The sequence below is a fragment of the Amycolatopsis sp. A133 genome (assembly GCF_031082405.1).
In the GTDB taxonomy this organism is placed as follows: Bacteria; Actinomycetota; Actinomycetes; order Mycobacteriales; family Pseudonocardiaceae; genus Amycolatopsis.
The window spans coordinates 43,651-70,013 of the sequence record NZ_JAVHJU010000054.1 but is presented as its reverse complement, the minus strand read 5'-3'; the positions used below and the strand labels follow the sequence as shown (position 1 = coordinate 70,013).

Genomic DNA, 26,363 nt, shown 5'->3' with positions numbered 1-26,363 from the left:
CCCGATCCGCCGCAACAAAACCACTTTTGTGCCGCCCCCAGGATATCGGCGCTTGGCGCGCGTCCGCCGGTGCTGTTCCCTGGTGGGGGAAGGCCCGGCCGCCTCGCGACGGCCGGACCGGTGTCACGATCGCCCGTGCTTGCCGGCGTCGACGATCGTGTCACCCACCAAGACGAGCGCCCTCGCCGCAACGGCGAGGGCCTCGTCCTTTCTCAGCGGCGCCACGACGACCTCCACGACCACGAGGACCACGCGCACCGCCCGCCAGGCCGGGCGGGCCCGGCCGTGACACCACTTCGCGACCCGGCGCAGCTTCGACCGGGCCGTCCGGTTCGGGGGAACGACCACTTCGGCGACCTCCTCTCGACAGCGGACGCGACCATCGCGGGCTGTCGCGACGAGCCCCGCGGCAACGGAAGCTGCGGGAGGAGATCGTCGGCTGTTCCTCGGGGACCGGGTGGTGGAGCGAGCGTGCCGCGCCGGGAGCGGGGCGCACAAGATCAGGCGAACAAGATAACGAGCGGCGGCCTAGATCCCCGGCGCTTCCTTCGCCCACTTCGGCGGCGCGGGCGGCTCGTACCTCTCGAACTCGTCCAGCAGCGCCGCCGGGTCGGCGTCGGTGAGCAGCAGGTTGCGGTAGTCCGCTTTGACGAACCCTTCGGTCACCATGTGGTCGGCGAAGGCCATCAGCGGTGCGTAGTACCCGTCGACGTCGACCAGGCCGATCGGCTTGCCGTGCAGGCCGAGCTGGGCCCACGTCCAGACCTCGAACAGCTCCTCCAGCGTGCCCGCGCCGCCGGGCAGCGCGAGGAAGCCGTCGGACAGCGCCGCCATCTTGGCCTTGCGCTCGTGCATGTCCGCGACCACGTGCAGTTCGGTCAGCCCGGCGTGCGCGATCTCGACCGACGACAGGGCCTGCGGGATCACGCCGATCACCTCGCCGCCGGCGGCCAGTGCGGCGTCGGCGACCACGCCCATCGTGCCGACGCTCGCGCCGCCGTAGACCAGGCCGATGCCGCGCTGGGCCAGCAGCTTGCCGAGCGCGGCCGCCTGCTCGGCGTAGCGCGGCGAGAAACCCATCGACGACCCGCAGAAGACACAGATCCGCCGCATCAGTGCGTGTCCTCCCACGCCTGGTAGGACTCCTGCACCACGCGGACGGCGTCGTCGATGTCGTCGGTGACGTGCAGCAGGTCCAGGTCGTGCGGGCTCACCTTGCCCTCGGCCTGGACGGTCTTGGCGATCCAGTCGTAGAGGCCGCCCCAGTAGTCGCTGCCGAACAGCACCACCGGGAACTTCGTGACCTTCTTGGTCTGCACCAGCGTCAGCGCCTCGAACAGCTCGTCGAGCGTGCCGAAGCCGCCGGGCAGGCAGATGAAGGCCTGCGAATACTTGATGAACATCGTCTTGCGGGCGAAGAAGTAGCGGAAGTTGACACCGAGATCGACCCACGGGTTCAGGCCCTGCTCGAACGGCAGCTCGATGCCCAGCCCGACGGAGAAGCCGCCGGCCTCGGCCGCGCCGCGGTTGACGGCCTCCATCGCGCCCGGTCCGCCGCCGGTCATCACGGCGAACCCGGCGTTGGCCAGCGCGCCACCGATCTTGCGGCCGAGCTCGTACTCCGGGTGGTCGCGCTTGGTGCGCGCCGAGCCGAACACCGTGACCGCGCGCGGGACCTCGGCGAGCGCGCCGAAGCCCTCGACGAACTCGGCCTGGATCCGCAGGACGCGCCACGGGTCGGTGTGCACCCAGTCGGTCGGCCCCCGCGAGTCGAGCAGCCGCTGGTCGGTCGTGCTGCCCTGGTCACGGCGGTCGCCGCGCAGCACGACCGGGCCCTTCTGGCGCTCGACCGGACGTTCGGGGTACTGGCCGTCGGGAAATTCAGACTGTTCGCTCACTACGCCATGCTACGGCCTGCCCGCCAGCGAAAATGCGAGAAGCGCGGTAGCGGTGAAGTCGATGGCGGGCTCGTTGCTGGGCCATGAACTCAGGTCGTCGGCGTAGCGGCTTCCCCGGCCGTCGAAGGATTCATACGGACGGGTGCATTCCTTGGCGCCCGCCGGGAACGGCAGGTCGGCGAAGTTGTCCGCGCCGTTCGGCCCGTTCACCACCGCGCCGTGGAGCACTTTCGACGGCCCGGCGAGGTTCGCGGCCTGGTGGTGCGGGCACTGCGGGAACGTCGTCCCGGCGCCGACCACGAGGGACACGCCCCAGGCGTTGGCCCCGAGGGTGAAGTTCCGTTGCTGCGCGCCGAACGCGGCGTAGCGGGTGTCGCCGGTGACGCGCTGGTAAAGACGAGCCGTCGCGGCGAAGCCGAAGCTCTTGCTGGCGGCGTCGAAGCCGGTCACGTCGACCGCCGTCCGGAATGGACTGGCCTTCGCCGACGCGACGCCGGAGTCCAGCTGGCGCCGCAGGTCGGCGGCCAGTTCACGGACGCCGAGCGCCGCACCCGGGACGCCGGTGCGCAGCAGCACGGCGAGGTCGGCGTGGGCGAGCGCGCTGGTGTCGTAGAGGTTCAACGTGCTCGTGTCGCCGCTGCCGATGTAGACCTTCGCCCACTTCGCCGCGTCGCGGGCCCAGCCGTCGGCGCGCGGGTCGTGGAGCGCCCGCGCCGCCAGCGCAAGCTGCGTCGCGCCCAGTTCCAGGTCGTCCGCCCAGCTGGACTCCGGGTAGTAGGCGTGCGGGAACGCGGTGACGAGCTCGCCGACGTCCGCCGTCCTGGCCTGCGCGAACACGGCCGCCGCTTCGGCGAGGTAGTGCCGGGCGAGCCGCGGGTCGCGGTGGGCCTGCACCTGGGCGCCGAGCGCGAACGCCGCCGCGACGCGGCCGGCGAGGTTCGGGGACAGCGGCGCGCCCGCCGGGGCCGCGGGGAACACCGGCCGGTGCTTGACGAAGTAGGCGGGATCGCCCGGCTTGACGTCGAGCGCGTCGTCGTCCTGCGGGTTGCGCCAGACGTCGTGGTCGCCGAGGAAGCCGAATTCCTCGCTGCCGGTGCCGATGCCGACCTGGGCGTAGAGGGTCTTGGTGCGGCCGTCCCACACCTTGTCGAGCCAGCCGAGGCCGAAGCGGACCTCCTTCGCCAGCACCGGATCGGGGTCCTCGCGCAGCACAAAACCCAGCTCGGCCAGCGAATACGCGGTGTTGGACGTGAACTTGACGAAGTCGCCGGCGTCGACCCAGCCGCCTTCGACGTCGACCGGGCCACCCTGCGGCTTCAGCGGTTCGACGATCTCGTCGCCGCCCTCGCCCTCGAACTTCGGTTCCGCGTAGACGGTCGCCGTCCGGTCGGCGAGGTGCGACGGCTTGCGGTCGAGGCGCCCCGGGATGACGTCGTGGCCGTCTCGCTGGGCCTGGAAGAACTCGGTGGTGGCGCGCACGAGCGGGCGGAACAGACGCCGGGCGGTGTCGATCCGGAACGGCGGCGACGTCGCACCGGCCGCCGTGATCCGGTAGGTGCCCGGTCTCTCCAAAGTGGACAGTTCGAGGTCGAACACCGCCGGATAGCGGTCGTTCCAGGCGCCGAGACTCGCCCCGGTGCGGCCCTCGCGGACCGTGCGCCCCCGTTCGTCGACGACGGCGAACTTCCCCGGCGCGCCACCGAGCAGGTATGCGTGCTTCGCCTCGCCCAGCGCGTAGCCGACCTGGTCGACCCGCACGGCGGCCGGTGCGGTGGCGGCCTCGGCCGGGGCCGCGGCGAGGGGCACGGCGAGCACCGCCGCCGTCAGGAGGGGAAGCGGGCGCATGATCGGCCTCCACTTTGTTAGGAAAGTTTCCTATTTAGCGCGAGAACGCTATCCCGGTGCGCGGCGGCCCGTCAATATGTCCGTTTCCGCGACGGCGGGCGTGATGACCTACCGTGGGGAGATGACCGAACCGCTCGGCGCGCGGATCCGGCGGTTGCGCACCGACCGCGGCTGGACCCAGCGCGAGCTGGCCGAGCCCGGCTACGACCGGGGGTTCCTGGCGAAGGTCGAGACCGGCAGCCGCCCGCCGTCGGAGGAGATGCTGGCCTACCTGGCCGAGCGTTTCGGGCTGACCGTCGACGAGCTGCGGTTCGGCCGTCCCCCCGGCGTCGCCGACGAGCTGCGGGCGGCGCTGGACGAGGGGTACCGCGACCTGGAACAGGGCCGGATCGCCGACGCGGAGACGCGGTTCGCGTCCGTGGCGAAGCAGGCGGCGGGCTACCACCTCGACGACGTCGAGTGCTACGCGCGGTTCTGCCAGGCCGAGGTGAAGTGGCAGCTCTTCGACGTTTCGGGAGCACAGAAGGCGCTGGAGCACGCCGGGGAGCTGGCCGGCGCGGCGCCGCCGTGGCTGCGGGCGATGATCGTGCACCGGTGGTCGGGCTGCCGGTACCTCAGCGGCGACGCCGGCACGGCGATCGCGCGGGTCGAGGACGAGCTGGCGACGCGGCCGTCCGACCCGGACGCCCAGTTGTGCCTGCTCACGGCATTGATCCACCCGCTGATGGAGATGGGCGGCCTGCACCGGGCCCGCCGCGCGGCCGACGACGGGCGGCGGCTGGCGCGGGCGGCGTCGCGGCCGGACTTCGTCGCGCGGTTCCACCGGCAGGCGTCGCAGGTGTGGCAGGCGATCGGCCGCGCGGACCGGGCCGACGAGGACCTGACCGAGGCGTGCCGGCTGTTCGCGTCGGTGGGGTTCGACCGCGACGCGGCCCGCTGCCGCTGGGCCCGCGGGTACCTGCTGCGACGGCTGGGCCGCCTGGACGAGGCCCGCGCGGAGCTGACCGCGGCGCGCGACCAGCTCGCCGCGATCGGTGCGGAGGAAGGCGTCGCCGGGGCGACGCTCGAGCTGGCCGAGGTCCGGCTCCGGCAGGGGGCGGCCGCCGAGGCGGCGTCGCTCGTCGCCGGCGTCCGGGACCTGCTGTCCCGCGACGTCGAATCCCTCGGGGAAGCGACGAGCCTGCTGGGCCAGATCGCCCGAGCCCAAGGGGATCCGGAGACGGCGGCTCGCCTGCTGCGCGAAGCCCTCGACGTCCAGACGCGGGCGTCGCTGCACGGCGCCGCGGTTTCGACGGCCCTGCGGCTCGGCGACACGCTCCGACAACGTGGTCATCTCGCCGAAGCCATCGCGGCCTACCGCCGCGGGCTCGACTCGGCAGCGGGCACCGACCACTGAGCGGCGGACCACCGGGCTCGGTGGTCCGGACCAAAGCAACTTTCCTACGAAAGTCTGTGAATTGGTTCAGACCAGTCCGGGCTACCCCGCCGGCCTGCGCTTTCACCCCGAACCGAACGATCACTCCCGGGCCGCACTGCTCCGTTCGGCCCATTGACCCGTCCGCGGGCGGAACCTTTACTCGGACGCGTCCGGCGCAATAACAGCAGTTATTCCTCCGGGCACACTGCTCCCCCGGTCCCCCCGGAAAGGTTCCCCATGAGATCCCCACGTGGGCTGGCGGCGATCGCCGGCCTGGCCCTGACCCTCGCGGTGCCGGCGATCCCGGCCGCCGCCGCTCCCGCACCTCCCGCCGCCACCCCGCCCGAGGCGCTCGCCGCCCGCGCCGCCGACCAGGCCGCCCTCAGCGGCGCCGACCGGCTCGCGAAGGGCACGGGGGAGGCCTTCGTCCGCACCGGAGTCACCCCGGGTGGCGGCGGGCTCTACTACGCCTCCTACCAGCGCACCTACCACGGCCTGCCGGTCGTCGGCGGGGACGCGGTCGTCGTCGCCGACGGCGCCGGGCGCGTCCGCGGCACCGAAGCCGCACGCACCGCGCCGATCACCGTCGGCACGCAGGCCGGCCTGAAAGCCGAGCAAGCGACGAAGATCGCCGCCGCGCGGGTGTCCACGGTGGACCGCACGGATACCCCGAAGCTGGTCGTGCTGGCCGGGGACGCCCCGAAACTCGCCTACGAGGTCGTCGTCAGCGGCCGTGATCACGGCAAACCCACCCACCTGCACGTCTTCGTCGACAGCGTGACCGGCGCCGTCCTCGACACGCGTGACGACGTCCGCGAGGCGGGCACCGGCAACTCCTACTACGCCGGAACCGTCTCGATCGACACGTCCGGCTCCGGCAGCTCGTACTCCATGACCGACCCCGGCCGCCGCGGCATCGCCTGCGGCCGCGAAGGCGGCTCGATCTTCACGAAGAGCACCAACACCTGGGGCAACGGCTCCGGCACCGACCTCGAAACCGCCTGCGTCGACGCGCTCTACAGCGTCCAGACCGAGTGGAAGATGCTCGCCGAGTGGCTCGGCCGCAACGGCATCGACGGGGCGGGCGGCGGCTTCCGGGCGAGCGTCGGCCTCAACGACGTCAACGCGTACTGGGACGGCTCCTCGACGCACTTCGGGCACTCGCAGGACAACCGCCGCCAGGCGACGCCGATGGACGTCGTCGGCCACGAGTACGGCCACGCCATCTTCCAGACCACGCCGGGCGGGGCCGGCTCGGGCAACGAGAACGGCGGCCTCAACGAGTCCACCGGCGACATCTTCGGCGCGCTGACCGAGTACTACGCCAACAACCCGAAGGACACGCCCGACTTCAGCGTCGGCGAAGGCGTCAACCTCGTCGGCCAGGGCCCGATCCGGTACATGGACAACCCGTCGAAGGTCGGCGACCCGAACTGCTACTCGGCGTCGATCCCGAGCACCGAGGTGCACGCCGCGGCCGGCCCGCAGAACCACTGGTTCTACCTCCTGTCCCAGGGCAGCGGCGCCAGCCCGACGTGCAACAACTCGACCGTCAGCGGCATCGGCATCCAGAAGGCGGGCAAGATCTTCTACAACGGCCTGCTGAAGAAGACCTCGTCGTGGAACCACCGCGCGGCCCGCAAGGCCACGCTCGAAGCCGCGGTCGCGCTCTTCCCGGGCAGCTGCGCCGAGTTCGCCGCCACCAAGGCCGCGTGGGACGCGGTGAGCGTCCCGGCCGTCAGCGGGGAGCCGACCTGCAGCGGGCAGCCGCCCGCCGGCAACGACTACTCGCTGACGCTGTCGCCGACGTCGGCGTCCGTCCAGCCCGGACAGTCCGCGACCACCACGGTGACCACCCGGATCACCTCGGGCACCGCCCAGACCGTGCAGCTGCTGGCCACCGGCCTGCCCGAGGGCGCGAAGGCGACCTTCAGCCCGTCGAGCATCTCCTCGGGCGGCACGGCGACGCTGACCATCACCACCTCGGCGACCACACCGCAGGGCACCAGCCAGGTGACGGTCACCGGTGACGGCACCGAGGCCGACCACACCGCGCAGTTCTCGCTCACCGTCGGCACCGGCACCCCGCCGACCGGCTGCGACGGGCTCGCCGAGTGGGACGCCGCCCGGGCGTACGCGCCCGACGATGTCGTGGGCCACAACGGTCACAAGTGGACGTCGCTGTGGTACTCGACCGGCGCGGAGCCCGGCGCACCCACCTCCTGGGCGGTGTGGAGCGACAGCGGCGCCTGCTGATCCCGGCCGCGCGGTGGCGGACGACGCCACCGCGCGGCTTACCCTGGACGTCCACGGCGGAAAGGCACCTGTGTGAGCGAGAGCGTCGGCGAACGCCTGCGTGAGCTGCGCACCGAACGCGGCCTCACGCAGCGCGCACTCGCCGGGCCGCAGTACTCCGCGGCGTACGTGTCGTCGGTCGAGACCGGCGCGCGGACGCCGTCGGGGGACGCGCTGCGGTTCTTCGCCCAGCAGCTGGGCGTCGATCCCGACGAACTGCTCGGCGGCCGGTCGCCGCGCGAGCTGATCGAGCTCGACCTCGAGCTGATCGAGACGGCGGACCGGTTCCTGGCCGGCGACGCCCGCCGCGCGACCCCGCGGATGCAGCGGATCCGGCGCCGGGCCGAACGTCTGGACCGGCCGCGGCAGGCCGGCATCGCGCTGCTGTGGCTGGCCGGGTATTCGACCGGCGACGTCCGCACGAAGTACGTCTCGGACGCCGAAACGGCCCTGTCGGGCGAGCCGCCGCCGGTGCGGGCGATGGTCGTGCCGCTGCGCGCGGCGGTGCTGACCGGCTGGGGCGAGGTGCAGTATTCGGTGCACCTGCTGGAAACCTGCCACGCCGAGCTGCTGCGCGACGGCTACCCGCAGCCGTCGATGCTGCTGACGCTGCGGGCCTGCCTGGCCGAGCGGCACCTGCGCCAAGGCGACCTGGAGCGGGCCGCGGAGTACGCCGATGCGGCGTTGCGGCTCACCCGCGGCAGCCCGGCGGTGCTCGCGGAACTGACCCGCAGCCACGTCGAGGTGTGCCGCAGCCACCTGGCGGCGGACCGGTTCGCCGACGCCGCCGCGTCGGTCGCCGCGGCCTACGACCTGATGCAGGAACGGGCCCTGCACCCGGCGATGGCGTACTGCCTGCTGGCCAGGGCCCGGGTCCGCGGCCGGTCGGGCGACACCGAGGGCGCGCTGGCCGACCTCGCGGCGGCGCGGGAGACGGCGTGGCCGGACGACGTCCCGGCGATCACCGTCGAGCTCGCCGGGGAGTACCTCGCGGCGGGGCGGCTGGAGACGGCGGCCGCGCTGCTCGACCAGGTCCGGCCGGCGGTGGTGGCGGGCACGGCGCTGGCCGCGGAGCTGAAGCTGCAGCTGGGATCGCTGGCCCGGGCGCGCGGCGACGCCCGGCGCGCGGCCGAAGACCTGCGGGCCGCCGTCGAGCTCGCCACCGGCCTCGGCGCCCACGGCGTCCTGGTGCGCGCGTTGCGGCCGTTGAGCGAGCTGCTCGGCGAGACCGGGAAACCGGCCGAGGCGGCGGACGTGCTGCGGAACGGGCTGATCGCGCTCGGCGCCGAAGCGGACTGAAGCGATTCTGAGCGGTACTAACGAATCCCGTTGATCGAGATCGTCCGGCGTTCGGATGGTGTCACCGACAATCCCTACGAAAGTCGTTCCGCCGCGGAACGCGGCGAGAATCCCCTGCTGCGGCGGGGTTTGTACGAATTGATTCGATAATCCGGAACGCGCCGTTGGTCCGTTCGGCGCATTGACGGCCTGTTCCGCTGATCCTTTACTCGGATGCGTCCGGACGCATACCTCGAGTTAGCACCCCGGACACGTCTCCCCCCTCCCCTTCACGGACCTCGATTCTGCCTTCATGGAAGGAAGACCTCGATGACCCATCGTGGGTTCAGCACGGGCTTGGCGGCTGCCGCCGGGCTCGCCATGACACTCGCGCTACCGGTGACCCCGGCAAGCGCAGCGTCCCCAGCACAGCCCGCCGCTCCCGAAGCGGCGGCCGCCCGCGCGGCCGACCAGGCCGCCGCCAGCGGCCTTGACGCCCTTCGCCGCGGCCCGGCCGAATCGTTCCGGCGCATCGGCCTGACCGCCGGCGGCGGTGGCCTCTTCTACGGCGCCTACCAGCGCACCTACCAGGGCCTGCGGGTCGTGGGCGGGGACGCGGTCGTCGTCGCCGACGGCGCCGGGCGCGTCCGCGGCACCAGCGCGGCCGAGACCGCGGCGATCTCCGTCGGGACCCAGGCGCTGGTCGACGCGGCCAAGGCCGCCGCCACCGCCCGCGCTCAACTGCCCACTGTGGACAGTGTGAGCACGCCGGAGAAGGTGGTGCTGGGCGGGACGAGCCCGAAGCTGGCCTACGAGGTCGTCGTCGCGGGGCGCACCGCCACCGCGCCGAGCAACCTGCACGTGTTCGTCGACGCGGCGACCGGTGCGGTGCTCGACCAGCGGGACGACGTCAAGACGTTCGCTTCCGGGGCGCAGCGACAGACCCGGCCCGGCACCGCGGACCTCTTCGGCGCCGGCAACAGCTTCTACGTCGGCAACGTTTCCATCGACACGACCCAGTCCGGCAGCACGTACACCATGCGTGACCCGGGCCGCCCCGGCATCAGCTGCGGCCGCGAGGGCGGCTCGGTCTACAGTGGACCGGACGACAACTGGGGCAACGGCTCCGGCACCGACCTCGAAACCGCCTGCGTCGACACGCTCTACGGCGTCCAGACCGAGTGGAAGATGCTCGCCGACTGGCTCGGCCGCAACGGCATCAACGGCAGCGGGACCGGCTACCCGGCTTCGGTCGGCTTGTCCGACGTCAACGCCTACTGGAACGGCTCGTCCACGCACTTCGGCCACTCGCAGGACAACAAGCGCCAGGCCACCTCGATGGACGTCGTCGGCCACGAGTTCGGGCACGGCATCTTCCAGTTCACCCCGGGCGGCGCCGGCTCCGGCAACGAAAACGGCGGCCTGAACGAGTCGACCGGCGACATCTTCGGCGCGCTCACCGAGGCGTACGCGAACAACGCCAAGGACACGCCGGACTACGAGGTCGGCGAGGGCGTCAACCTGGTCGGCCAGGGCCCGATCCGCTACATGTACCAGCCGTCGAAGGTGGGCGACCCGAACTGCTACTCGTCGTCGATCCCGAGCACCGAGGTGCACGCGGCGGCCGGCCCGCAGAACCACTGGTTCTACCTGCTCGCCGAGGGCTCGAACCCGGGTGGCGGCAAGCCCGCCAGCCCGACCTGCAACAGCTCGAGCGTCACCGGCGTCGGCATCCAGAAGGCCGGCAAGATCTTCTACAACGGCCTGCTGAAGAAGACCTCGTCGTGGAACCACAAGGCCGCCCGCAAGGCGACCCTCGAAGCCGCGATCGCGCTCTTCCCGGGCAGCTGCACCGAGTACAACGCCACCAAGGCCGCGTGGGACGCCGTTTCGGTCCCCACCGTCAGCGGTGAGCCGACCTCCTGCAGCGGTGGTGGAGCGGACTTCTCGGTCGCGCTGAACCCGGCCTCGGGTTCCGTGCAGCCGGGCGCCTCGGCGACCACCACGATCAGCACCGCGATCACTTCCGGCGCGGCGCAGTCGATCACGCTGTCCGCTTCGGGCCTGCCCGCCGGCGCGACCGCGACGTTCAGCCCGGCGACCATCTCCTCGGGCGGTTCCTCGACGCTGACCATCGCGACGACGTCGTCGACCCCGACCGGCAGCTTCCCGATCACCATCACCGCCGACGGGGCCAGCACCGACCACACCGCGACGTACGCCCTGACCGTCGGGACGACCTCGTCGTGCGCCCCGGTGACCAACTCGACGCGACTGGACATCCCGGACTACCCGGGTGCCGCGGTCAGCAGCACCAGCACCGTGGCGGGCTGCGCGCGCAACGCGTCGGGCACCACCAAGGTCGAGGTGCACATCACCCACACCTACAGCGGTGACCTGGTCCTCGACCTGATCGCGCCGGACGGCACCAGCTACCGCATGAAGAACTCCAGCAGCAGCTCGACGCCGAACATCAACACCACCTACACCGTCAACGCCTCCTCGGAAGCCGCAAACGGCGCCTGGAAGCTCCAGATCCGCGACGTCGGCCCGGCCGACACCGGCTACCTCACCACCTGGACCCTGACCGTCTAACGCACGCACTGGGAGCTTTCACGTGAAAGCTCCCACCTGGGGGCGGAGCTTTCACGTGAAAGCTCCGCCTCCGGAGTTCTCCCCAACCCCCACCGAAGGAATTCACCGCCATGAAGTGGAAGACACGACTCGGCGCCGGGGTCACCGCCCTGGCGGCCGTGCTGGGTGTCGTCAGCGCCCCCGGTGGCGCTACAGCCACCGCCGCGCCCGCCACCGCGCTCGCCGCCCCGGACATCTCCCTGGCCAACGTCAAGGCCCACCTCAACCAGCTGCAGACCATCGCGAACAACAACGGCGGCACGCGTTCGCCGCGCGGCTCCGGGTACGCGGCCTCGGTCTCCTACGTGGAAAATCTGCTGAAGAACGCCGGCTACACCACGACCCGGCAGACCTGCACCAGCTGCATCGGGCAGTCGCAGAACCTGATCGCCGAGTGGCCGCAGGGCGACGCGAGCCAGGTCATCATGCTCGGCGCGCACCTCGACAGCGTGAGCGCGGGCCCCGGCATCAACGACAACGGCTCGGGCAGCGCGTCGATCCTCGAGACCGCGCTGACGCTCGCCCGCACCAACCCCGCGATGGCCAAGCGCGTCCGGTTCGGCTGGTGGGCCGACGAGGAGTCCGGCCTGGTCGGGTCGAAGTACTACGTCAACAACCTGCCGAGCACCGAGCGCACGAAGATCAAGACCTACCTCAACTTCGACATGATCGGCTCGAAGAACTGGGGCTACTTCGTCTACGACGACGTCGCTTCGATCAAGGCGGTCTTCGACGAGTACTTCGCCTCCATCGGCATCCAGACCGAGGGCGACAGCGAAGGCGACGGCCGGTCCGACCACGCGTCCTTCAAGAGCGCGGGCATCCCGGTCGGCGGCCTGGCCACCGGCGCCGGCGACATCAAGAGCTCCGCGCAGGCGCAGAAGTGGGGCGGCACCGCGGGTTCGCCGTTCGACAACTGCTACCACCGCGCCTGCGACACGATCTCCAACATCCCGGACGCGCCGCTGGAGAAGAACAGCGACGCCATCGCCTACGCGCTCTGGAAGCTGGCCGTCGCGACCACGCAGGGCAACGACTTCTCCGTCTCGCTGAACCCGGCGTCCGGGACCGTCCAACCGGGACAGTCGCTGCAGGTCGCGGTGAGCACCGCGACGACGTCCGGCTCGGCGCAGTCGATCTCGCTGTCCGCTTCGGGTCTGCCCGCGGGCGCGACGGCGACGTTCAGCCCGGCCACCGTGCAGTCGGGCGGTTCCTCGACACTCACCATCACGACTTCCGCGTCGACGCCGACCGGCACCTTCCCGATCACGGTGACCGCGGACGGCACGAACGCCGACCACACGGCGTCGTTCTCGCTCGGGGTCGGCAGTTCGTCGTGCGCGCCGGTGAGCAACTCGACGCGGCTGAACATCCCGGACTACCCGGGTGCCGCGGTGAGCAGCACGGCGAACGTGGCGGGCTGCGCGCGCAACGCGTCCGGCACCACCAAGGCCGAGGTGCACATCACCCACACCTACCGCGGTGACCTGGTCATCGACCTCGTGGCCCCGGACGGCACGGCGTACCGGCTGAAGAACTCCAGCAGCGACTCGACGCCGAACCTCGACACCACCTACACGGTCAACGCCTCCTCGGAGGCCGCGAACGGCGCCTGGAAGCTCCAGATCCGCGACGTCGGCCCCGCCGACACCGGCTACCTCTCTTCCTGGACCTTGACCGTCTAACGCACCACCGGGAGCTTTCACGTGAAAGCTCCCACCTGGGGGCGGAGCTTTCACGTGAAAGCTCCGCCCTCGCCGGGTTGTCTAGACCACCCGTTCGTAGGTAGTCAGTGCTTTCCCCCGGCCCATATCGTGGGCGGACACGCCGCGTTCGCCCTTCAACGACGATGGGAGCCGGTATGTCCGGTCGCTTGTTCGCAACCCTGCTGGCCACGGTGCTGGCCGTTCCGCTGTTCGTGTCGGCCCCCGCGCAGGGGGCGGTGCAGGCCGACACGTGCGCGGTGAAGTCGCGGCCCGCGGGCAAAGTCCTGCAGGGCTACTGGGAAAACTGGGACGGCGCCGCGAACGGCGTCCACCCCGGAATGGGCTGGGTCCCGATCACCGACAGCCGCATGGCCCAGCACGGCTACAACGTCATCAACGCCGCCTTCCCCGTCATCCGCTCCGACGGGACAGTGCTTTGGGAGAACGGGATGGACGCCGGCGTGAAGGTGTCCACACCGGCCGAGATGTGCGCGGCGAAGGCCGCGGGCGCAACGCTCTTGCTGTCCATCGGCGGTGCCGCCGCCGGGATCGACCTGTCGTCTTCCGCGGTCGCCGACCGGTTCGTCGCCACGGTCGTGCCGATCCTCAAGCAGTACAACTTCGACGGCATCGACATCGACATCGAGACCGGGCTGACGAACAGCGGGAACATCAAGACGCTTTCGGCGTCGCAGAGCAACCTGATCCGCATCATCGACGGCGTGCTCGCGCAGATGCCGTCGAACTTCGGGCTCACGATGGCACCCGAGACCGCGTACGTGACCGGCGGCAGCGTCGCCTACGGCTCGATCTGGGGCGCGTACCTGCCGATCATCAAGAAGTACGCGGACAACGGCCGCCTGTGGTGGCTGAACATGCAGTACTACAACGGGTCCATGTACGGCTGTTCCGGCGATTCCTACCAGGCCGGGACCGTGCAGGGCTTCACCGTGCAGACGAACTGCCTGAACCAGGGCCTGGTCGTGCAGGGCACGACGATCCGCGTCCCCTACGACAAGCAGGTCCCCGGCCTGCCCGCCCAGCCCGGCGCGGGCGGCGGGTACATGTCGCCGAGCCTGGTTTCCCAAGCGTGGCGCTCGGTTCCCGGCCTGAAGGGCCTGATGGACTGGTCGATCAACTGGGACGGCTCGAAGGGCTGGACGTTCGGCAACAACGTCAAGGCCCTGCAGGGCCGCTGACGCGGTCGTGAGTGGTAAGGCGGGTTCTAGCCCGCGTTACCACTCACGAGTCGCCCGCCGGGATCGGGTCGTCGTACTCGCCCGGCGGGCCGGCGTATTCGCGGCCGCCGCCGTCCGGGAACGGCCAGGGGTTCGGGACGCAGCCGTGCAGCCCGAGCGTCTGCTGCTCCATCACCGGCGCCGGCTTTCCCGGGCCGGGGCACAGCTCGTGGCCCTGCCCGAGCCGGTGCCCGGTTTCGTGGGTCACCATGTACTGCCGGTAGACCTCGAGCGGTGCGCCGTAGTCCGGGACGGCGTTGGCCCAGCGGGCGACGTTGAGCACGACGTTGCTGCCGTTGCGGCAGGAGGTGTAGCCGTCCGCCGTGCCGCCGCACAGCTTGTCGCGGCTGGCCGGCGTCGCGAGGTAGACGGTGAAGTCGGCCATGTCGGCCGGCCCGACCTGCTGCAGCCGCCACTGGCCGCCGGCGGTCCAGCCGCGCGGGTCGCCGAGGATGCCGCGGATGTCCTTGGCGAACCCGGCGGGCCCGACGCCGTCGATGTCGGTCTCGATGGCGATCCGGTAGCGCATCAGCCGTCCGCGGCTGCCGGCCACTTCGTCGCTGCCGGGGGTGAACATCCACTGCCCGGACCCGGTCCGCGGGAAGCTGATGGCGACCTCGACGGGCGCGCTCTGCGTCACGGGCTCCCGCTCGGCCGGCGGCGGCGGGACGGAGGTCGCCTCCCCGATCGCGGTGAGGACCGGCCCGGCCGCGGGCGCGGCCACGGGCTGTCTTTCCCCGCCGCACCCGCCCACCGCCAGGGCGAGCACGGCCACGGCCGCGGCTCGTCTCGCGGTTTTCGGCATGGGTCCTCCCGGGTGCGCGGCTTCAGAAGGACATACGGGCCGCGGCCGGGAAAAGTTGCGGTGACCTGCGGTGGCGGAGCGTCACCGCAGCTCAGGGGCCTAGATGTGACTACCGCCACAGCGGACTCAGCCGAGGAACTTGCGGAGGACTTCCGTCACCTGGCGGATCTCCGCGGCCCGGACGTTTTCCTGCTTCGTGTGCGCCAAAGTCGGGTTACCGGGGCCGAAGTTCACCGCCGGCATGCCGCGCGCCGCGAAGCGGGCGACGTCGGTCCAGCCCAGCTTGGCCGCCGCGCGGCCGCCCGCCGCCGCCACCAGTTCGGCCGCCGCCGGGGCGGACAGGCCCGGCAGCGCTCCCGGTGACAGGTCCACAACGGACAGGTCGAAACCGTCGAACACCTCGCGCAAGTGCTGCTCGGCCGCCGCCGCGTCGCGGTCCGGGGCGAACCGGTGGTTCACCGTCAGCACCGCCGCGTCCGGGACGACGTTGCCCGCGACGCCGCCGCTGATCGAAGTCGCCTGGAGGCCCTCGCGGTAGGTCAGCCCGTCGATGTCGACGATCCGCGGTGTGTACTCCGCCAGCCGCCGCAGCGGCTCGGCCAGCGCGTGGATCGCGTTCTCCCCCATCCACGCCCGCGCCGTGTGCGCGCGGGTCCCGGAAAGCCGCAGCTCGACGCGCATGGTGCCCTGGCAGCCGGCCTCGATGACGCCGTTCGACGGCTCGCCGACGATCGCCAGGTCGCCGGCCAGCCACTCCGGCAGCTCGCGCTCGATCCGGCCCAGGCCGTTCTTGACCGCTTCGACCTCTTCGTTGTCGTAGAAGACGAACGTGACGTCGTGCTTGGGCGACGGCAGCGTCGCCGCCAAGTGCAGGAAGACCGCGTCCCCGCCCTTCATGTCGACCGTTCCGAGGCCGTGCAGGATCTCGTCGTCAGCGGTGCCTTCGCGGCGCGAGGGGAAGTTGCCGTTCTCCGGCACCGTGTCCAGGTGCCCGGCGAGCACGACCCGCGACCCGCGGCCGAGGTTCGTCCGGGCGAGGACGGCGTCGCCGTTGCGGACGACCTCGAGGTGCGGCGCCTGCGTGCGCAGCGCTTCCTGCACCGCGGTCGCGAGCTCGGCCTCGGCGCCGGACACGCTGAACGTGTCCACCAGCGCTGCGGTCAGGTCCACGGGGTCGGCGTGCAGGTCGAGGCTCATGCTCCGCACGCTACCGTGGGGGTGTGCGTAGGTTGCCGGTCGCCGTGAGCGGCGCGTTGCTGGTCCTGGTCCTGTCCGGCTGCGGGAACGAGGCCGGCCCGGCGCCCAGACCGCAGGCCGGCGAGCCCGGCCCGGACGCACTCCCGACGAAGCTGGCCGCGCTGACCGTGGACCAGTGCTACGCGAGCCCGCGCACCCAGCTGCCGAAGGGCTGCGAGAAGTACGTCACGGAGGTCGCCAACGTGCCGGGTGCGGCCCGCAAGCGCGCGGCCGACCGAGACCCGCAGCTGGTCGCCGAAGCCGGGAAGCTGGAGCAGGCCGTCGGGGCGTTCCGGAGCGCGGGCTGCACGACCGTCCCCGCCGCGGGCGGTCCCTGCTCGCAGGCGCTCGTCGACATCGCCGGCGCCCTCGCGGGCCTGAAGAAGCAGGTAGACGCGCGGCCCACGAGTGGTTGATCCGCGTCACTCCACTACGGTGAAGGCCGTGAGCGAGCAGAGCCCGAACCCCGAAACGACCGGCGCCAGCGGCGTCGGGCTGGCCACCGTCACGACCGACGGGACGGTCCTCGACACCTGGTACCCGCACCCCAAGCTGACCGACAGCGGCACCGCCGGCACCGAGCGCCTGAGCGCGGCCGAGGCCGAGGAGCTGCTCGGCGAAGCCGCCGCGGCGCTGCTCGGGCCGGACACCGACCGCGGGGTCGAGGTCGTCGCCGTCCGCACCACGATCGGCAGCCTCGCCGAGGCCCCGGCCGGCACGCACGACATCTACCTGCGGCTGCACCTGCTCTCGCACCGCCTGGTCCGCCCGCACGGCCAGAACCTCGACGGCCTCTTCGGCCTGCTGGCGAACGTCGTGTGGACCAACCACGGCCCGTGCCCGGTCGAGGGCTTCGAGACGACCCGGCTGCGGCTGCGGGCGCGCGGCGCGGTGACCGTCTACAGCGTCGACAAGTTCCCGCGGATGGTCGACTACGTCCTGCCGTCCGGGGTCCGGATCGGCGACGCGGACCGCGTCCGGCTCGGCGCGCACCTGGCGACCGGCACGACCGTCATGCACGAAGGCTTCGTCAACTTCAACGCCGGCACGCTCGGCGCGTCGATGGTCGAGGGCCGCATCTCGGCCGGCGTGGTCGTCGGCGACGGCTCGGACGTCGGCGGCGGCGCGTCGATCATGGGCACCCTCTCCGGCGGCGGCAAGGAGACGATCTCGCTGGGCGAGCGCTGCCTGATCGGCGCGAACGGCGGTGTCGGGATCTCGCTGGGCGACGACACGGTCGTCGAGGCGGGCCTGTACGTGACGGCGGGCACGAAGGTCGTCGTCGAGGGCAAGGTCGTCAAGGCCCGCGAGCTCAACGGCATTTCCGGCGCGGTGTTCCGCCGGAACTCGGCGACGGGCGCGGTCGAGGTCGTGCCGCGGACCGGCTCCGGCGTCGAGCTGAACGCGGCGCTGCACGCCAACGACTGAGCGCGATCGTTCACCTACCATTCAGGGGGTGACCACCGAATCGCCGCCCCGCACGCCGGGGGAACTGGGTCTGCCGGAGCTCCCGATCGAGGTGGGCCCGGCGGATCCGGCGGGCCACCACGTGCGGGCCAAGCTCGACCGGGAGATCCGCGCGCTGCTGGCGCGCGAGCCGGGCACGCGCTCCGGCGCCGCGGAGGACCTGCACCAGATGCGCGTCGCCCTCCGGCGGATGCGCAGCGTGCTGAAGCTGTCCGGCAAGCTGGTCGGCGACGGCGCCGAGCCGGTGCGCGCGGAGCTGGGCTGGCTCGGCCAGTCCCTCGGCGAGGTGCGCGACCACGACGTGCTGATCGGGCACCTGCGCGAGGTCATCGCCGGCTTCGAGGTCCGCGACCAGCCGGCCGGGCGCCGCCTGGTGTCCCGGTTCGTGACCCGGCGCGCGGCGGCGAAGCGGCGGCTGACCCGTGCGTTGTCCAGCGCGCGGTACTCGACGCTGCTGCACGAGGTGAGCCTGCTGACCCGGTCGCCGGCCGAGGTGCCCGCCGAGCCGCACGACCTGATCGCCGGGCTGGCGAAGCCCCACCGCAAGCTGGCCAAGGCGGTCCGCGCGCTGCCCGCGGACCCACCGGACGACGCCCTGCACGCGCTGCGCATCCACGGCAAGAAGCTGCGGTACGCGGCCGAGCTGGCCCAGACGTCGGCGAAGAAGAAGCAGGCGGCGAAGCTGAAGAAGCTGCTGAAGGCGACGAAGGACTTTCAGACGGTGCTGGGCGATCACCAGGACGCGGTGATCGCGGCCGAGCGGATGCGCACGATCCTGGAATCGGCGGACGGCCCGATGGGGTTCGTGGCCGGCCGCATCGCCGAGCGCGAGCTGGCCCGCCGCGCCGAGGCCCGCGCGACCTGGCGCGCCTCCTGGGCGGCGGTCGACACCGCCGCCCGAGCCCTCCACGCCTGAGCCCGCCCGCCCCCAAAGAAGGTCCCGAATGACTCATTCGGGACCTCCCACGTCCCGAATGAGTCATTCGCGACCTCTGGCGGCCCGTCAGGACATCGACCAGACGTAGCCGTCCGGGCGGACCAGCACCTGCCGCCCGCCGTCGGCCTCGTACGCCGCGTACGCGTGGCCGCCTTCGTCGACCAGATCCGGGCCCGTCGCGACGCTGTCCGCCGGCAGGATCCGGTAGCCGTTCTCGCCCACCGGGCCGTCGCCGAAGACCAGCCGCGTCGCGTGCGGTCCGCGGAACAGCTCGAACAGCCGGACGCGCTTGCCGTGCGCGTCGAGCAGCGGCGAGTCGGGGGCGCGGTCGCCGGGGCGCACGGCGCCGGTGCCCGCCGGGGACAGCGGGCCGCCGCGGTAGCTGATGTCCAGCTGCTGGGTGTCCTCGCCGCGCTGGTGCGCGTCCTCGTCGCCGTCGACGTACTTCTGCATCAGCGCGGTCGAGACCCCGAGCACCCGGGCCGCGTTGGTCCGCCGCTCGGCCTCGTAGCTGTCGAGCAGCTCGGGCGCGCCGTCCGCGAGCTTCCAGCCCAGGTTGTAGCCGTCCTGGACGCCGGTGTTCAGCCCCTGGCCGCCGGTCGGCGGGTGGACGTGCGCCGCGTCGCCGGCCAGGAAGACCCGGCCCTCGCGGAACTTCGCCGCGAGCCGGACGTTCGGCCGCCACACCGTCGACCAGGCCAGGTCCGACAGCGTGATCCCGCCGCCGGAGAGCGCGTCGAGCCGGGACTGGATCGCCGGCAGCGCCGTCTCGGCCTCGAGCTCGCCGTCGCCGAGCGGGGAGACGAACTGGAACCACGGCGTGCCCGGCAGCGGGCTGAACATCATGCCGCGCATCGGGTCGTCCGCCGCGCCGAACCAGTGCCCGAAGCCGCGGTCCAGGCCCTCGGCGTGGACGTCGCCGAGCAGCATCCGGATCGAGTCGTCGGTGGTGCCCTCGAACGCGATCCCCAGCGCCTTGCGCACGAAGCTCTTGCCGCCGTCGGCGCCGACCAGGTACCCGGCCCGGACGGTCTCGCCCGTGCTCAGCGTGGCGGTGACCCCGGCCGCGTCCTGCTCGAAGCCGGTCAGGGCCGTCGCCGGCTCGACGCGGACGCCGAACTCGGCCAGCCGGTCGCGCAGGATGCCCTCGGTCTGCGACTGGCCGAGGCACCACGCCCCGGGGTACGGCACGGTCGGCGACGGCTCGACCGGCTCGAACATCAGCCGCTCGTCGACCTGGCGGCCGCCGACGTAGACCCGCGTGGGCACCGGCGCGGCCCCCGCCGCCAGCACCGCGTCGAGCACACCGAGGTCCTCGAACACCTCCAGCGTGCGGGGCTGGAGCCCGTCGCCGCGCGAACCGGCGAAGAACGTCTCGGCCTTGTCGATGATCCGCACGGCGACGTCGCGCCGCGCCAGCTCGATGGCCAGCGTCAGCCCGGTCGGCCCCGCCCCCGCGATCAGCACCCATGTGTCCATGTCACCCTCCCGGTGAATTGAAATTCAGTGAATCTGGATTCAGAATGACGCTGCTAGCTTCTGCTGTCAAGGGAGGTGGCGATGACGGCGACGAGCCGCAAGGAGAAGGCCACGGAGACCGAGAGCGCGCTCAAGGCCGCGGCCAAGCGCGTCTTCGCCCGGAAGGGCTACCTGAACACGAAGATCACGGACATCACCGCCGAAGCGGGCCGCGCCGCGGGGTCGTTCTACAACCACTTCGCGAGCAAGGAAGAGCTGCTCGAAGCGCTCCTGGCCGACATCGCGGCGTCAGGCGACGAGAGCGCCGACAGCGAGAACCACTCGGCCGACTTCAGCGACCCCGCGGCCGTGCGCTGGCACGTCAAGCAGTACTGGGACTTCTACCGGGACAACGCGGCGACCATGCTCGCCCTGCGCCAGGCGGCGATGGTCAGCGACTCGTTCGCGCGCACGGTGGCGCAGTTCGGCGCGTCCCAGGCCGCCGACCTCGACGACCACCTCGTGTACATCACCCGCGCCGGGATGCGGCTGCCGGCGGACCCCGGTCGCTGCGGCATGCTGATCTACCACCTCGTGGACTCGTTCGCGGCGAGGTGGCTGCACGGTCCGACCCCAGACGGGGATCCGCCGGCCGACGAGGAAGCCGTCGAGATGCTCACGCAATTCGTCTACCGGGGCCTCACCGGCCGCGATTACTGAGTCAGGCGCTCCACGGCGGCGTCGACACGCTCGTCGGTCGCCGTCAGCGCGACCCGGACGTGCTTGCCGCCCTTCGGGCCGTAGAACGTCCCGGGCGCGACCAGGATCCCGCGCTCGGCCAGCCAGCCGAGCGTCGTCTGGGCGTCCTCGTCCCTGGTGGCCCAGAGGTAGAGACCCGCTTCGGAGTGGTCGACGCGGAAGCCGTTGTCCAGCAACGCCTTCCGCAGCACGAGCCGGCGGCGGGCGTAACGCTCGCGTTGCGCGCGCAGGGCCTCGTCGTCGGTCAGTGCGGCGACCATCGCCTCCTGGACCGGCCGCGGCACGATCATGCCCGCGTGCTTGCGGACCTCCAGCAGCCGCGCGATCAGGCGGGGGTCACCGGTCAGGAACCCGGCGCGGTAGCTGGCCAGGTTCGCCGACTTCGACAGCGAGTGCACCGCGATCAGCCCGTCGGTCCGGCCGTCGCAGACGTCCGGGTGCAGCACCGACAGCGGGTCGGTCTCCCAGCCGAGCGCCAGGTAGCACTCGTCGGAGACCACGACGACGTCACGCTCGCGCGCCCACTCGACGACCTTGCGCAGGTGCTCGACCGGCAGCACCTTGCCGGTCGGGTTCGACGGCGAGTTCAGCCAGATCATCGCCGGCTTCTGCGGGCCGAGCGCGGTCAGGCCGTCGGCCCGCAGGATGGACGCGCCCGCCAGGAGCGCGCCGACCTCGTACGTCGGGTAGGCCAGCTCCGGGATGACGACGACGTCGCCGGGACCGAAGCCGAGCAGCCGCGGCAGCCAGGCCACGGCCTCCTTGGACCCGATCGTCGGCAGCACGGCGTCCGGCTCGATGCCGTCGACGCCGTGACGCCGCGAGAGCGCTCCCCGCGCGGCTTCCCGGAGGGCCGGGATGCCGTGCGTGGTCGGGTACCCGGGGATCTCCGAGACCGACGCGAGCGCCTCGCGGATGCCGGCCGGGACCGGGTCGACCGGCGTGCCGATGGAGAGGTCGACGACCCCGCCGGGATGCGCCTGCGCCGTGGCCTTGACCTCGGCGAGCGAATCCCAGGGGAAGTCGGGCAGCGCGACCGGGCTCATTCGCCCTGCGGGGGCAGCGCCTTGATGAAGGCCGGGTCGTGGGCGGTCTTGCCCACCTTGGACGCACCGCCGGGCGAGCCCAGCTCGTCGAAGAAGTCGACGTTCGCCTTGGTGTAGTCCGACCAGTTGTCCGGGACGTCGTCCTCGTAGTAGATCGCCTCGACCGGGCAGACCGGTTCGCAGGCGCCGCAGTCGACACACTCGTCCGGGTGGATGTACAGCATCCGCTCGCCCTCGTAGATGCAGTCCACGGGGCACTCGTCGATACACGCCTTGTCGAGCACGTCGACGCAGGGCTCGGCGATCACGTAGGTCACTGCGTACTCCTGCTTTTCTCTGCAAACAGCCAGTCGTGGCCGACACTACGCGGTTCGGCCACCCGTTCGGTCGGTGAGGCAAGCCTTAGCCATACCCCGGGTATGGGGCTCACTTCGGCCGGCGGCGCGGGGGCGGGGTGGCCCGGGCGTCGCCGGTGATGACGAAGCGCGGCTTCGGTGCTTCGTCTGTGTCACTTTCGGCCTTCTTCTCCCCCACAGCCCGGTTGAACCCCTCGGAGATCTCGTCGACGAGCTTCTCGCTGTGCCGCTCGTCCTTGCGCTGGACGCCCACCGCCACCTCCAGAAGAAATCCGCTCCCGCGACTTTCACCGCCTCCGTCACAATCTAGCGGTGAACACCCCCGAAAGGCTCGAACTCACCTGCAGCAGAGCATGGCCACCACTGGTCGAGGAACCCCTAGGTGAGTGGTCTCTGCGCTGGGCGGACGGGTTCACCGGCCGCGCGAACAGCGCACTCGCGGTCGGGGACGCCCGCCGCCCGGTCGGCGACGCCCTGCGCGCGGTGTGTGACTTCGCCCACGATAGGGGGATCACCCCCATGGTCCAGGTGGTCCGCGACAGCCCCAACGAACGCGCGATCGCCGCGGCCGGCTGGGTCCCGGCCACCGGCCACGGCGCCGGCCACGAGGTCGTCGTCCTCACCACCCCGAGCTTTCACGTGAAAGCTCGGGCCCCAGGTCGGAGCTTTCACGTGAAAGCTCGGGGTGGGAGCTTCGACGTGGCAGTGGCGGATGAGCCGGGGCTCGGGTGGTGGGAGCTCGCGCTGCGCCCCGGCGAGGACTTCCCCGCCGCCCGGCAGGTCCTGGCCGGCGGGAAGGTCGGTTACGGCGTCGCGAGCACCGGGGACGGCGTCGCCGGTGTCGTTCGCGGGGCGCTGGTCGACGACTGGCTGCACGTCGGACGGCTCGAGGTCGCCCCCGCCTTCCGCCGCCGCGGGCTGGCGTCGGCGCTGATGGACGCCGTGCAGGCCTGGGGTGCGGAACACGGGGCCGACCACGCGGTGTTGCAGGTGGCGGAGGGGAACTCGGGCGCGCTCGCGCTCTACGCGGGGCTCGGCTACGCCCCGCACCACAGATACCGGTACTGGGTGCCCGCACCCGGCTCGTGCGAGGATTCGACGTCGTGAAGATCGTGGTAGTGGTCGGTGGAGTGGGCGGGGCCCGCTTCCTGCTGGGTGTCAAGGCTGCTTTGGGCATGTCCGCCGAAGGTGCGACGGAGTCGCCGCACGAGGTGACGGCGCTGGTCAACACCGGCGACGACGTCTGGATGCACGGCCTGCGGATCTGCCCGGACCTGGACACCTGCATGTACACCCTGGGCGGCGGGATCGACTCCGAACGCGGCTGGGGGCACTCGGGCGAGACCTGGGTCGTCAAGGAGGAGCTGGCGGCCTACGGCGCCGAGCCGACCTGGTTCGGTCTCGGCGACAAGGACATCGCCACCCACCTGATCCGGTCGCGGATGCTGCGCGCGGGCTATCCGCTCTCGGCGGTGACCGAAGCCCTGTGCGACCGCTGGCAGCCCGGCGTCCGGCTGCTGCCGATGTCCGACGACCGCGTCGAGACGCACGTCGTGATCGACGACCCGGAGCAGGACGGCCAGCAGAAGGCCGTCCACTTCCAGGAGTGGTGGGTGCGCTACCGCGCCGAACCGAAGGCGCACTCGATCGTCGCGGTGGGGGCCGACGAGGCCAAACCGGCGCCGGGCGTGCTGGAGGCCGTCTCCGGGGCGGACGCAGTGCTGTTCGCGCCGTCGAATCCGGTCGTCTCCGTCGGGACCGTGCTGGGTGTGCCGGGGGTCCGGGACGCGCTGCGCAAGACCTCGGCCGGCGTCGTCGGGGTGTCGCCGATCATCGGCGGCAAGGCGCTGCGCGGGATGGCCGACGCGTGCCTGACCGCGATCGGCGTCGAGACGTCCGCGGAAGCGGTGGGCCGGCACTACGGCTCCCGCAAGGACGGCGGCGTGCTCGACGGCTGGCTGATCGCCGAGGGCGAGACGGCCGACGTGCCGGGCGTGACCGTCCGCGACGTCCCGCTGCTGATGTCCGATGTGGACGCGACCGCGGCGATGGCCCGCGCCGCCCTGGAACTGGCTGGAGCCCCTGTTGACTGACACCGCCGACCACGCCGCACCCAAGCTGGAAATCCTGCCCGTCACCGGGCTGCCGGAGTTCCGCCCGGGCGACGACCTGACCGGCGCGATCGTGGCCGCCGCGCCGTGGCTGCGCTCCGGTGACGTGCTGGTCGTGACCAGCAAGATCGTGTCCAAGGCCGAGGGCAGGCTCGTCCGCGTGCCCAGCGACCCCGAAGCCCGCGACGCCGCGCGCCGGAAGCTCGTCGAGCAGGAGGCCGTGCGGGTGGTCGCGCGGATCGCGCGCACGGTGATCACCCAGAACCCGCTCGGCATCGTGCAGGCCGCCTCCGGGATCGACGCGTCCAATGTGGCCGGTGACGAGGTCGCGCTGCTGCCCGCCGACCCGGACGCTTCGGCGCTCGCGCTGCGCAACGGGCTGCGGGAGCGGCTCGGCGTCGAGGTCGCCGTCGTCGTCACCGACACCATGGGCCGCGCCTGGCGGGTCGGGCAGACCGACGCCGCCATCGGCTCGTCCGGGCTGCGCGTGCTGCACGCCTACCGCGGGCAGGTCGACCGGCAGGGCAACGAGCTCGCCGTCACCGAGGTCGCCGTCGCCGACGAGCTCGCCGCGGCCGCCGACCTGGTCAAGGGCAAGCTGGGCGGCACGCCGGTCGCGGTGGTGCGCGGGTTCTTCCCCGAAGACGACGGCTCGACCGCGCGCGACCTGATCCGCCCGCTGGAGGAGGACCTCTTCCGGCTGGGCGCGAACGAAGCCGTCGCCCAGGGACGGCGCGAGGCCGTCCCGGCCCGGCGTTCGGTGCGGCAGTTCGCGGACGAGCCGGTCTCGCCCACCTCGATCCGGCGGGCGGTGGGCTCCGCGCTGACCGCGCCCGCGCCGCACCACACGCACCCGGTGCGGTTCGTCTGGCTGCGCGATCCGGGTCTGCGGCAGAAGCTCCTGGACGCGATGCGCGAGTCGTGGCGGGCCGACCTGTCCGGGGACGAGTTCACGCCGGAGCAGATCGCGAAGCGGCTCAGCCGCGGCGACATCCTGTACCGGGCGCCGGAAGTGGTGATCCCGTTCCTCGTCCCGGACGGCGCGCACACCTACCGCGACGACCGCCGCAACGACTGCGAGAAGACCATGTTCACCGTGGCCGGCGGCGCCGCGGTGCAGGGCCTGCTGGTCGCGCTGGCCGCCGAAGGGCTCGGTTCGTGCTGGATCGGGTCGACGATCTTCGCCGCCGACGTCGTCCGCGACGTCCTCGGCCTGGACGACAGCTGGCAGCCGCTGGGCTCGGTCGCCATCGGGGTGCCGCTCACCGAGCCGGAGCCGCGTGGACCGGCACTGGCCGGGGAAGGGCTGCTGGAGCTGTGAGCCTGCACGCGGACGCCGTCGCGACGCTGGCGGCGTGGCGGCCCGCTCTCGCTTCTCAGGAGTCGCTGCGCCAGGCTTTCCTCGGTTTCCTGGCCGCGCGGGAGGACAGCTGCCAGCGGTCCTGCGCGGCCGGGCACCTGACGGCGTCGGCGGTGGTGCTGGACCACACGGGCACCCAGGTACTGCTGACGTTGCATCCGCGGGTCGGCCGGTGGCTGCAGCTCGGCGGGCACTGCGAGCCGTCGGACACCTCCCTGTCCGGGGCGGCGCTGCGGGAGGCCACCGAGGAGTCGGGGATGCCCGGGCTGCGGCTTGCGCCGGAGCCGGTGCACCTGGACGTCCACCCGATCACGTGCTCGCTGGGCGTGCCGACGCGGCACTTCGACGTCCGGTTCGCGGTGCACGCGCCGCCGGGTGCGGAGCCGGTGCGCAGCGACGAGTCCGACGACCTGCGGTGGTGGCCGGCGGACGCGCTGCCCGCCGGTTCGGAAGATCTCGCCGATCTGGTGAAAGCGGCCGTTCCTGTCGGTGCCGGACGATAACCTGGTTCGCGGAC

Annotated in this window: 24 protein-coding genes; 14 read left to right on the top strand and 10 right to left on the bottom strand. The window is 72.1% G+C overall.

All coding sequences use genetic code 11. From position 1 onward, the window contains the following. Positions 1-123: 123 nt before the first annotated feature. The 4 genes from Q5425_RS31955 to Q5425_RS31940 all read right to left on the bottom strand — a co-directional run bounded on the left by Q5425_RS31955 (position 124) and on the right by Q5425_RS31940 (position 3,743). Positions 124-348 carry a hypothetical protein gene (locus tag Q5425_RS31955; protein ID WP_308676062.1) on the bottom strand — a complete coding sequence of 75 codons (225 nt, stop codon included), beginning with the start codon at positions 346-348 and terminating at the stop codon, positions 124-126. A gap of 180 nt (positions 349-528) precedes the next feature. Beyond that, on the bottom strand, positions 529-1,113 hold the full coding sequence (locus Q5425_RS31950; RefSeq protein WP_308676061.1) for a TIGR00730 family Rossman fold protein: 585 nt from the start codon (positions 1,111-1,113) through the stop codon (positions 529-531). After that, entirely contained in the window at positions 1,113-1,898 is a 786-nt protein-coding gene (locus tag Q5425_RS31945; protein ID WP_308676060.1) for a TIGR00730 family Rossman fold protein, read from the bottom strand. Before Q5425_RS31945 ends, Q5425_RS31950 begins: the two co-directional genes overlap by 1 nt. Positions 1,899-1,907: 9 nt before the next feature. Beyond that, a complete protein-coding gene (locus tag Q5425_RS31940; RefSeq protein ID WP_308676059.1) occupies positions 1,908-3,743 on the bottom strand; it encodes a glycoside hydrolase family 9 protein in 1,836 nt (611 codons plus the stop codon). Between the two features lie 103 nt (positions 3,744-3,846). On the opposite strand from Q5425_RS31940, the gene Q5425_RS31935 reads away from it, so the two are divergent. The 6 genes from Q5425_RS31935 to Q5425_RS31910 all read left to right on the top strand — a co-directional run bounded on the left by Q5425_RS31935 (position 3,847) and on the right by Q5425_RS31910 (position 14,272). Then, positions 3,847-5,139, top strand: a complete 1,293-nt coding sequence (locus Q5425_RS31935; protein WP_396135281.1) for a helix-turn-helix domain-containing protein — start codon at positions 3,847-3,849, stop codon at positions 5,137-5,139. A gap of 258 nt (positions 5,140-5,397) precedes the next feature. After that, the gene (locus Q5425_RS31930; protein WP_308676057.1) at positions 5,398-7,416 is read left to right on the top strand and encodes a M4 family metallopeptidase; all 2,019 of its coding nucleotides are present in this window, start codon (positions 5,398-5,400) and stop codon (positions 7,414-7,416) included. A gap of 72 nt (positions 7,417-7,488) precedes the next feature. Next, positions 7,489-8,754 carry a helix-turn-helix domain-containing protein gene (locus Q5425_RS31925; protein ID WP_308676056.1) on the top strand — a complete coding sequence of 422 codons (1,266 nt, stop codon included), beginning with the start codon at positions 7,489-7,491 and terminating at the stop codon, positions 8,752-8,754. 309 nt (positions 8,755-9,063) lie between these two features. After that, complete coding sequence (locus Q5425_RS31920; protein ID WP_308676055.1) at positions 9,064-11,328, top strand: M4 family metallopeptidase; 2,265 nt, start codon at positions 9,064-9,066, stop codon at positions 11,326-11,328. 110 nt (positions 11,329-11,438) lie between these two features. Then, complete coding sequence (locus Q5425_RS31915; protein WP_308676054.1) at positions 11,439-13,052, top strand: M28 family peptidase; 1,614 nt, start codon at positions 11,439-11,441, stop codon at positions 13,050-13,052. Between the two features lie 176 nt (positions 13,053-13,228). Beyond that, positions 13,229-14,272, top strand: coding sequence for a chitinase (locus tag Q5425_RS31910; RefSeq protein WP_308676053.1), 1,044 nt, complete (start codon positions 13,229-13,231; stop codon positions 14,270-14,272). 43 nt (positions 14,273-14,315) lie between these two features. On the opposite strand, the gene Q5425_RS31905 is transcribed toward Q5425_RS31910, so the two are convergent. Both Q5425_RS31905 and dapE read right to left on the bottom strand, forming a co-directional pair. Further along, entirely contained in the window at positions 14,316-15,116 is an 801-nt protein-coding gene (locus Q5425_RS31905) for a DUF3152 domain-containing protein (RefSeq protein ID WP_308676052.1), read from the bottom strand. Between the two features lie 126 nt (positions 15,117-15,242). Further along, positions 15,243-16,313, bottom strand: a complete 1,071-nt coding sequence (dapE, locus tag Q5425_RS31900; RefSeq protein ID WP_308676051.1) for a succinyl-diaminopimelate desuccinylase — start codon at positions 16,311-16,313, stop codon at positions 15,243-15,245. Between the two features lie 44 nt (positions 16,314-16,357). Between dapE and Q5425_RS31895 the strand changes: the two genes are divergently transcribed. Genes Q5425_RS31895 through Q5425_RS31885 form a run of 3 tightly spaced genes read left to right on the top strand, consistent with a single transcriptional unit; the run spans position 16,358 to position 18,735 of the window. Further along, entirely contained in the window at positions 16,358-16,768 is a 411-nt protein-coding gene (locus Q5425_RS31895; RefSeq protein ID WP_308676079.1) for a hypothetical protein, read from the top strand. A gap of 28 nt (positions 16,769-16,796) precedes the next feature. After that, the gene (gene dapD / locus Q5425_RS31890) at positions 16,797-17,780 is read left to right on the top strand and encodes a 2,3,4,5-tetrahydropyridine-2,6-dicarboxylate N-succinyltransferase (RefSeq protein ID WP_308676050.1); all 984 of its coding nucleotides are present in this window, start codon (positions 16,797-16,799) and stop codon (positions 17,778-17,780) included. A gap of 28 nt (positions 17,781-17,808) precedes the next feature. After that, positions 17,809-18,735 carry a CHAD domain-containing protein gene (locus tag Q5425_RS31885; protein WP_308676049.1) on the top strand — a complete coding sequence of 309 codons (927 nt, stop codon included), beginning with the start codon at positions 17,809-17,811 and terminating at the stop codon, positions 18,733-18,735. An 87-nt stretch (positions 18,736-18,822) separates the two neighbouring features. Here Q5425_RS31885 and Q5425_RS31880 read toward each other — a convergent pair whose 3' ends face one another. Further along, positions 18,823-20,235: an FAD-dependent monooxygenase gene (locus tag Q5425_RS31880; RefSeq protein ID WP_308676048.1), complete on the bottom strand. Its 1,413-nt coding sequence runs from the start codon at positions 20,233-20,235 to the stop codon at positions 18,823-18,825. A gap of 81 nt (positions 20,236-20,316) precedes the next feature. Here Q5425_RS31880 and Q5425_RS31875 point away from each other — a divergent pair, with 81 nt between their 5' ends. Beyond that, positions 20,317-20,934, top strand: a complete 618-nt coding sequence (locus Q5425_RS31875; RefSeq protein ID WP_308676047.1) for a TetR/AcrR family transcriptional regulator — start codon at positions 20,317-20,319, stop codon at positions 20,932-20,934. Here Q5425_RS31875 and dapC read toward each other — a convergent pair. From dapC to Q5425_RS31860, 3 genes are all read right to left on the bottom strand, one after another. Next, positions 20,928-22,019 carry a succinyldiaminopimelate transaminase gene (dapC, locus tag Q5425_RS31870; RefSeq protein ID WP_308676046.1) on the bottom strand — a complete coding sequence of 364 codons (1,092 nt, stop codon included), beginning with the start codon at positions 22,017-22,019 and terminating at the stop codon, positions 20,928-20,930. The two genes, Q5425_RS31875 and dapC, sit on opposite strands and share 7 nt — an antisense overlap. Next, positions 22,016-22,336 carry a ferredoxin gene (fdxA, locus tag Q5425_RS31865; protein WP_003083029.1) on the bottom strand — a complete coding sequence of 107 codons (321 nt, stop codon included), beginning with the start codon at positions 22,334-22,336 and terminating at the stop codon, positions 22,016-22,018. The genes dapC and fdxA overlap by 4 nt, the downstream gene beginning before the upstream one ends. A gap of 109 nt (positions 22,337-22,445) precedes the next feature. Continuing rightward, a complete protein-coding gene (locus Q5425_RS31860) occupies positions 22,446-22,628 on the bottom strand; it encodes a hypothetical protein (RefSeq protein ID WP_308676078.1) in 183 nt (60 codons plus the stop codon). A gap of 59 nt (positions 22,629-22,687) precedes the next feature. Between Q5425_RS31860 and Q5425_RS31855 the strand changes: the two genes are divergently transcribed. From Q5425_RS31855 to Q5425_RS31840, 4 genes are read left to right on the top strand one after another with little or no spacing between them, the layout of a single operon-like run. Further along, entirely contained in the window at positions 22,688-23,482 is a 795-nt protein-coding gene (locus Q5425_RS31855) for a GNAT family N-acetyltransferase (RefSeq protein ID WP_308676045.1), read from the top strand. After that, on the top strand, positions 23,479-24,468 hold the full coding sequence (cofD, locus tag Q5425_RS31850; RefSeq protein ID WP_308676044.1) for a 2-phospho-L-lactate transferase: 990 nt from the start codon (positions 23,479-23,481) through the stop codon (positions 24,466-24,468). Before Q5425_RS31855 ends, cofD begins: the two co-directional genes overlap by 4 nt. Then, positions 24,461-25,807: a coenzyme F420-0:L-glutamate ligase gene (locus Q5425_RS31845; RefSeq protein ID WP_308676043.1), complete on the top strand. Its 1,347-nt coding sequence runs from the start codon at positions 24,461-24,463 to the stop codon at positions 25,805-25,807. Before cofD ends, Q5425_RS31845 begins: the two co-directional genes overlap by 8 nt. Then, positions 25,804-26,349, top strand: a complete 546-nt coding sequence (locus tag Q5425_RS31840; protein ID WP_308676042.1) for an NUDIX hydrolase — start codon at positions 25,804-25,806, stop codon at positions 26,347-26,349. Before Q5425_RS31845 ends, Q5425_RS31840 begins: the two co-directional genes overlap by 4 nt. Positions 26,350-26,363 lie beyond the last annotated feature (14 nt).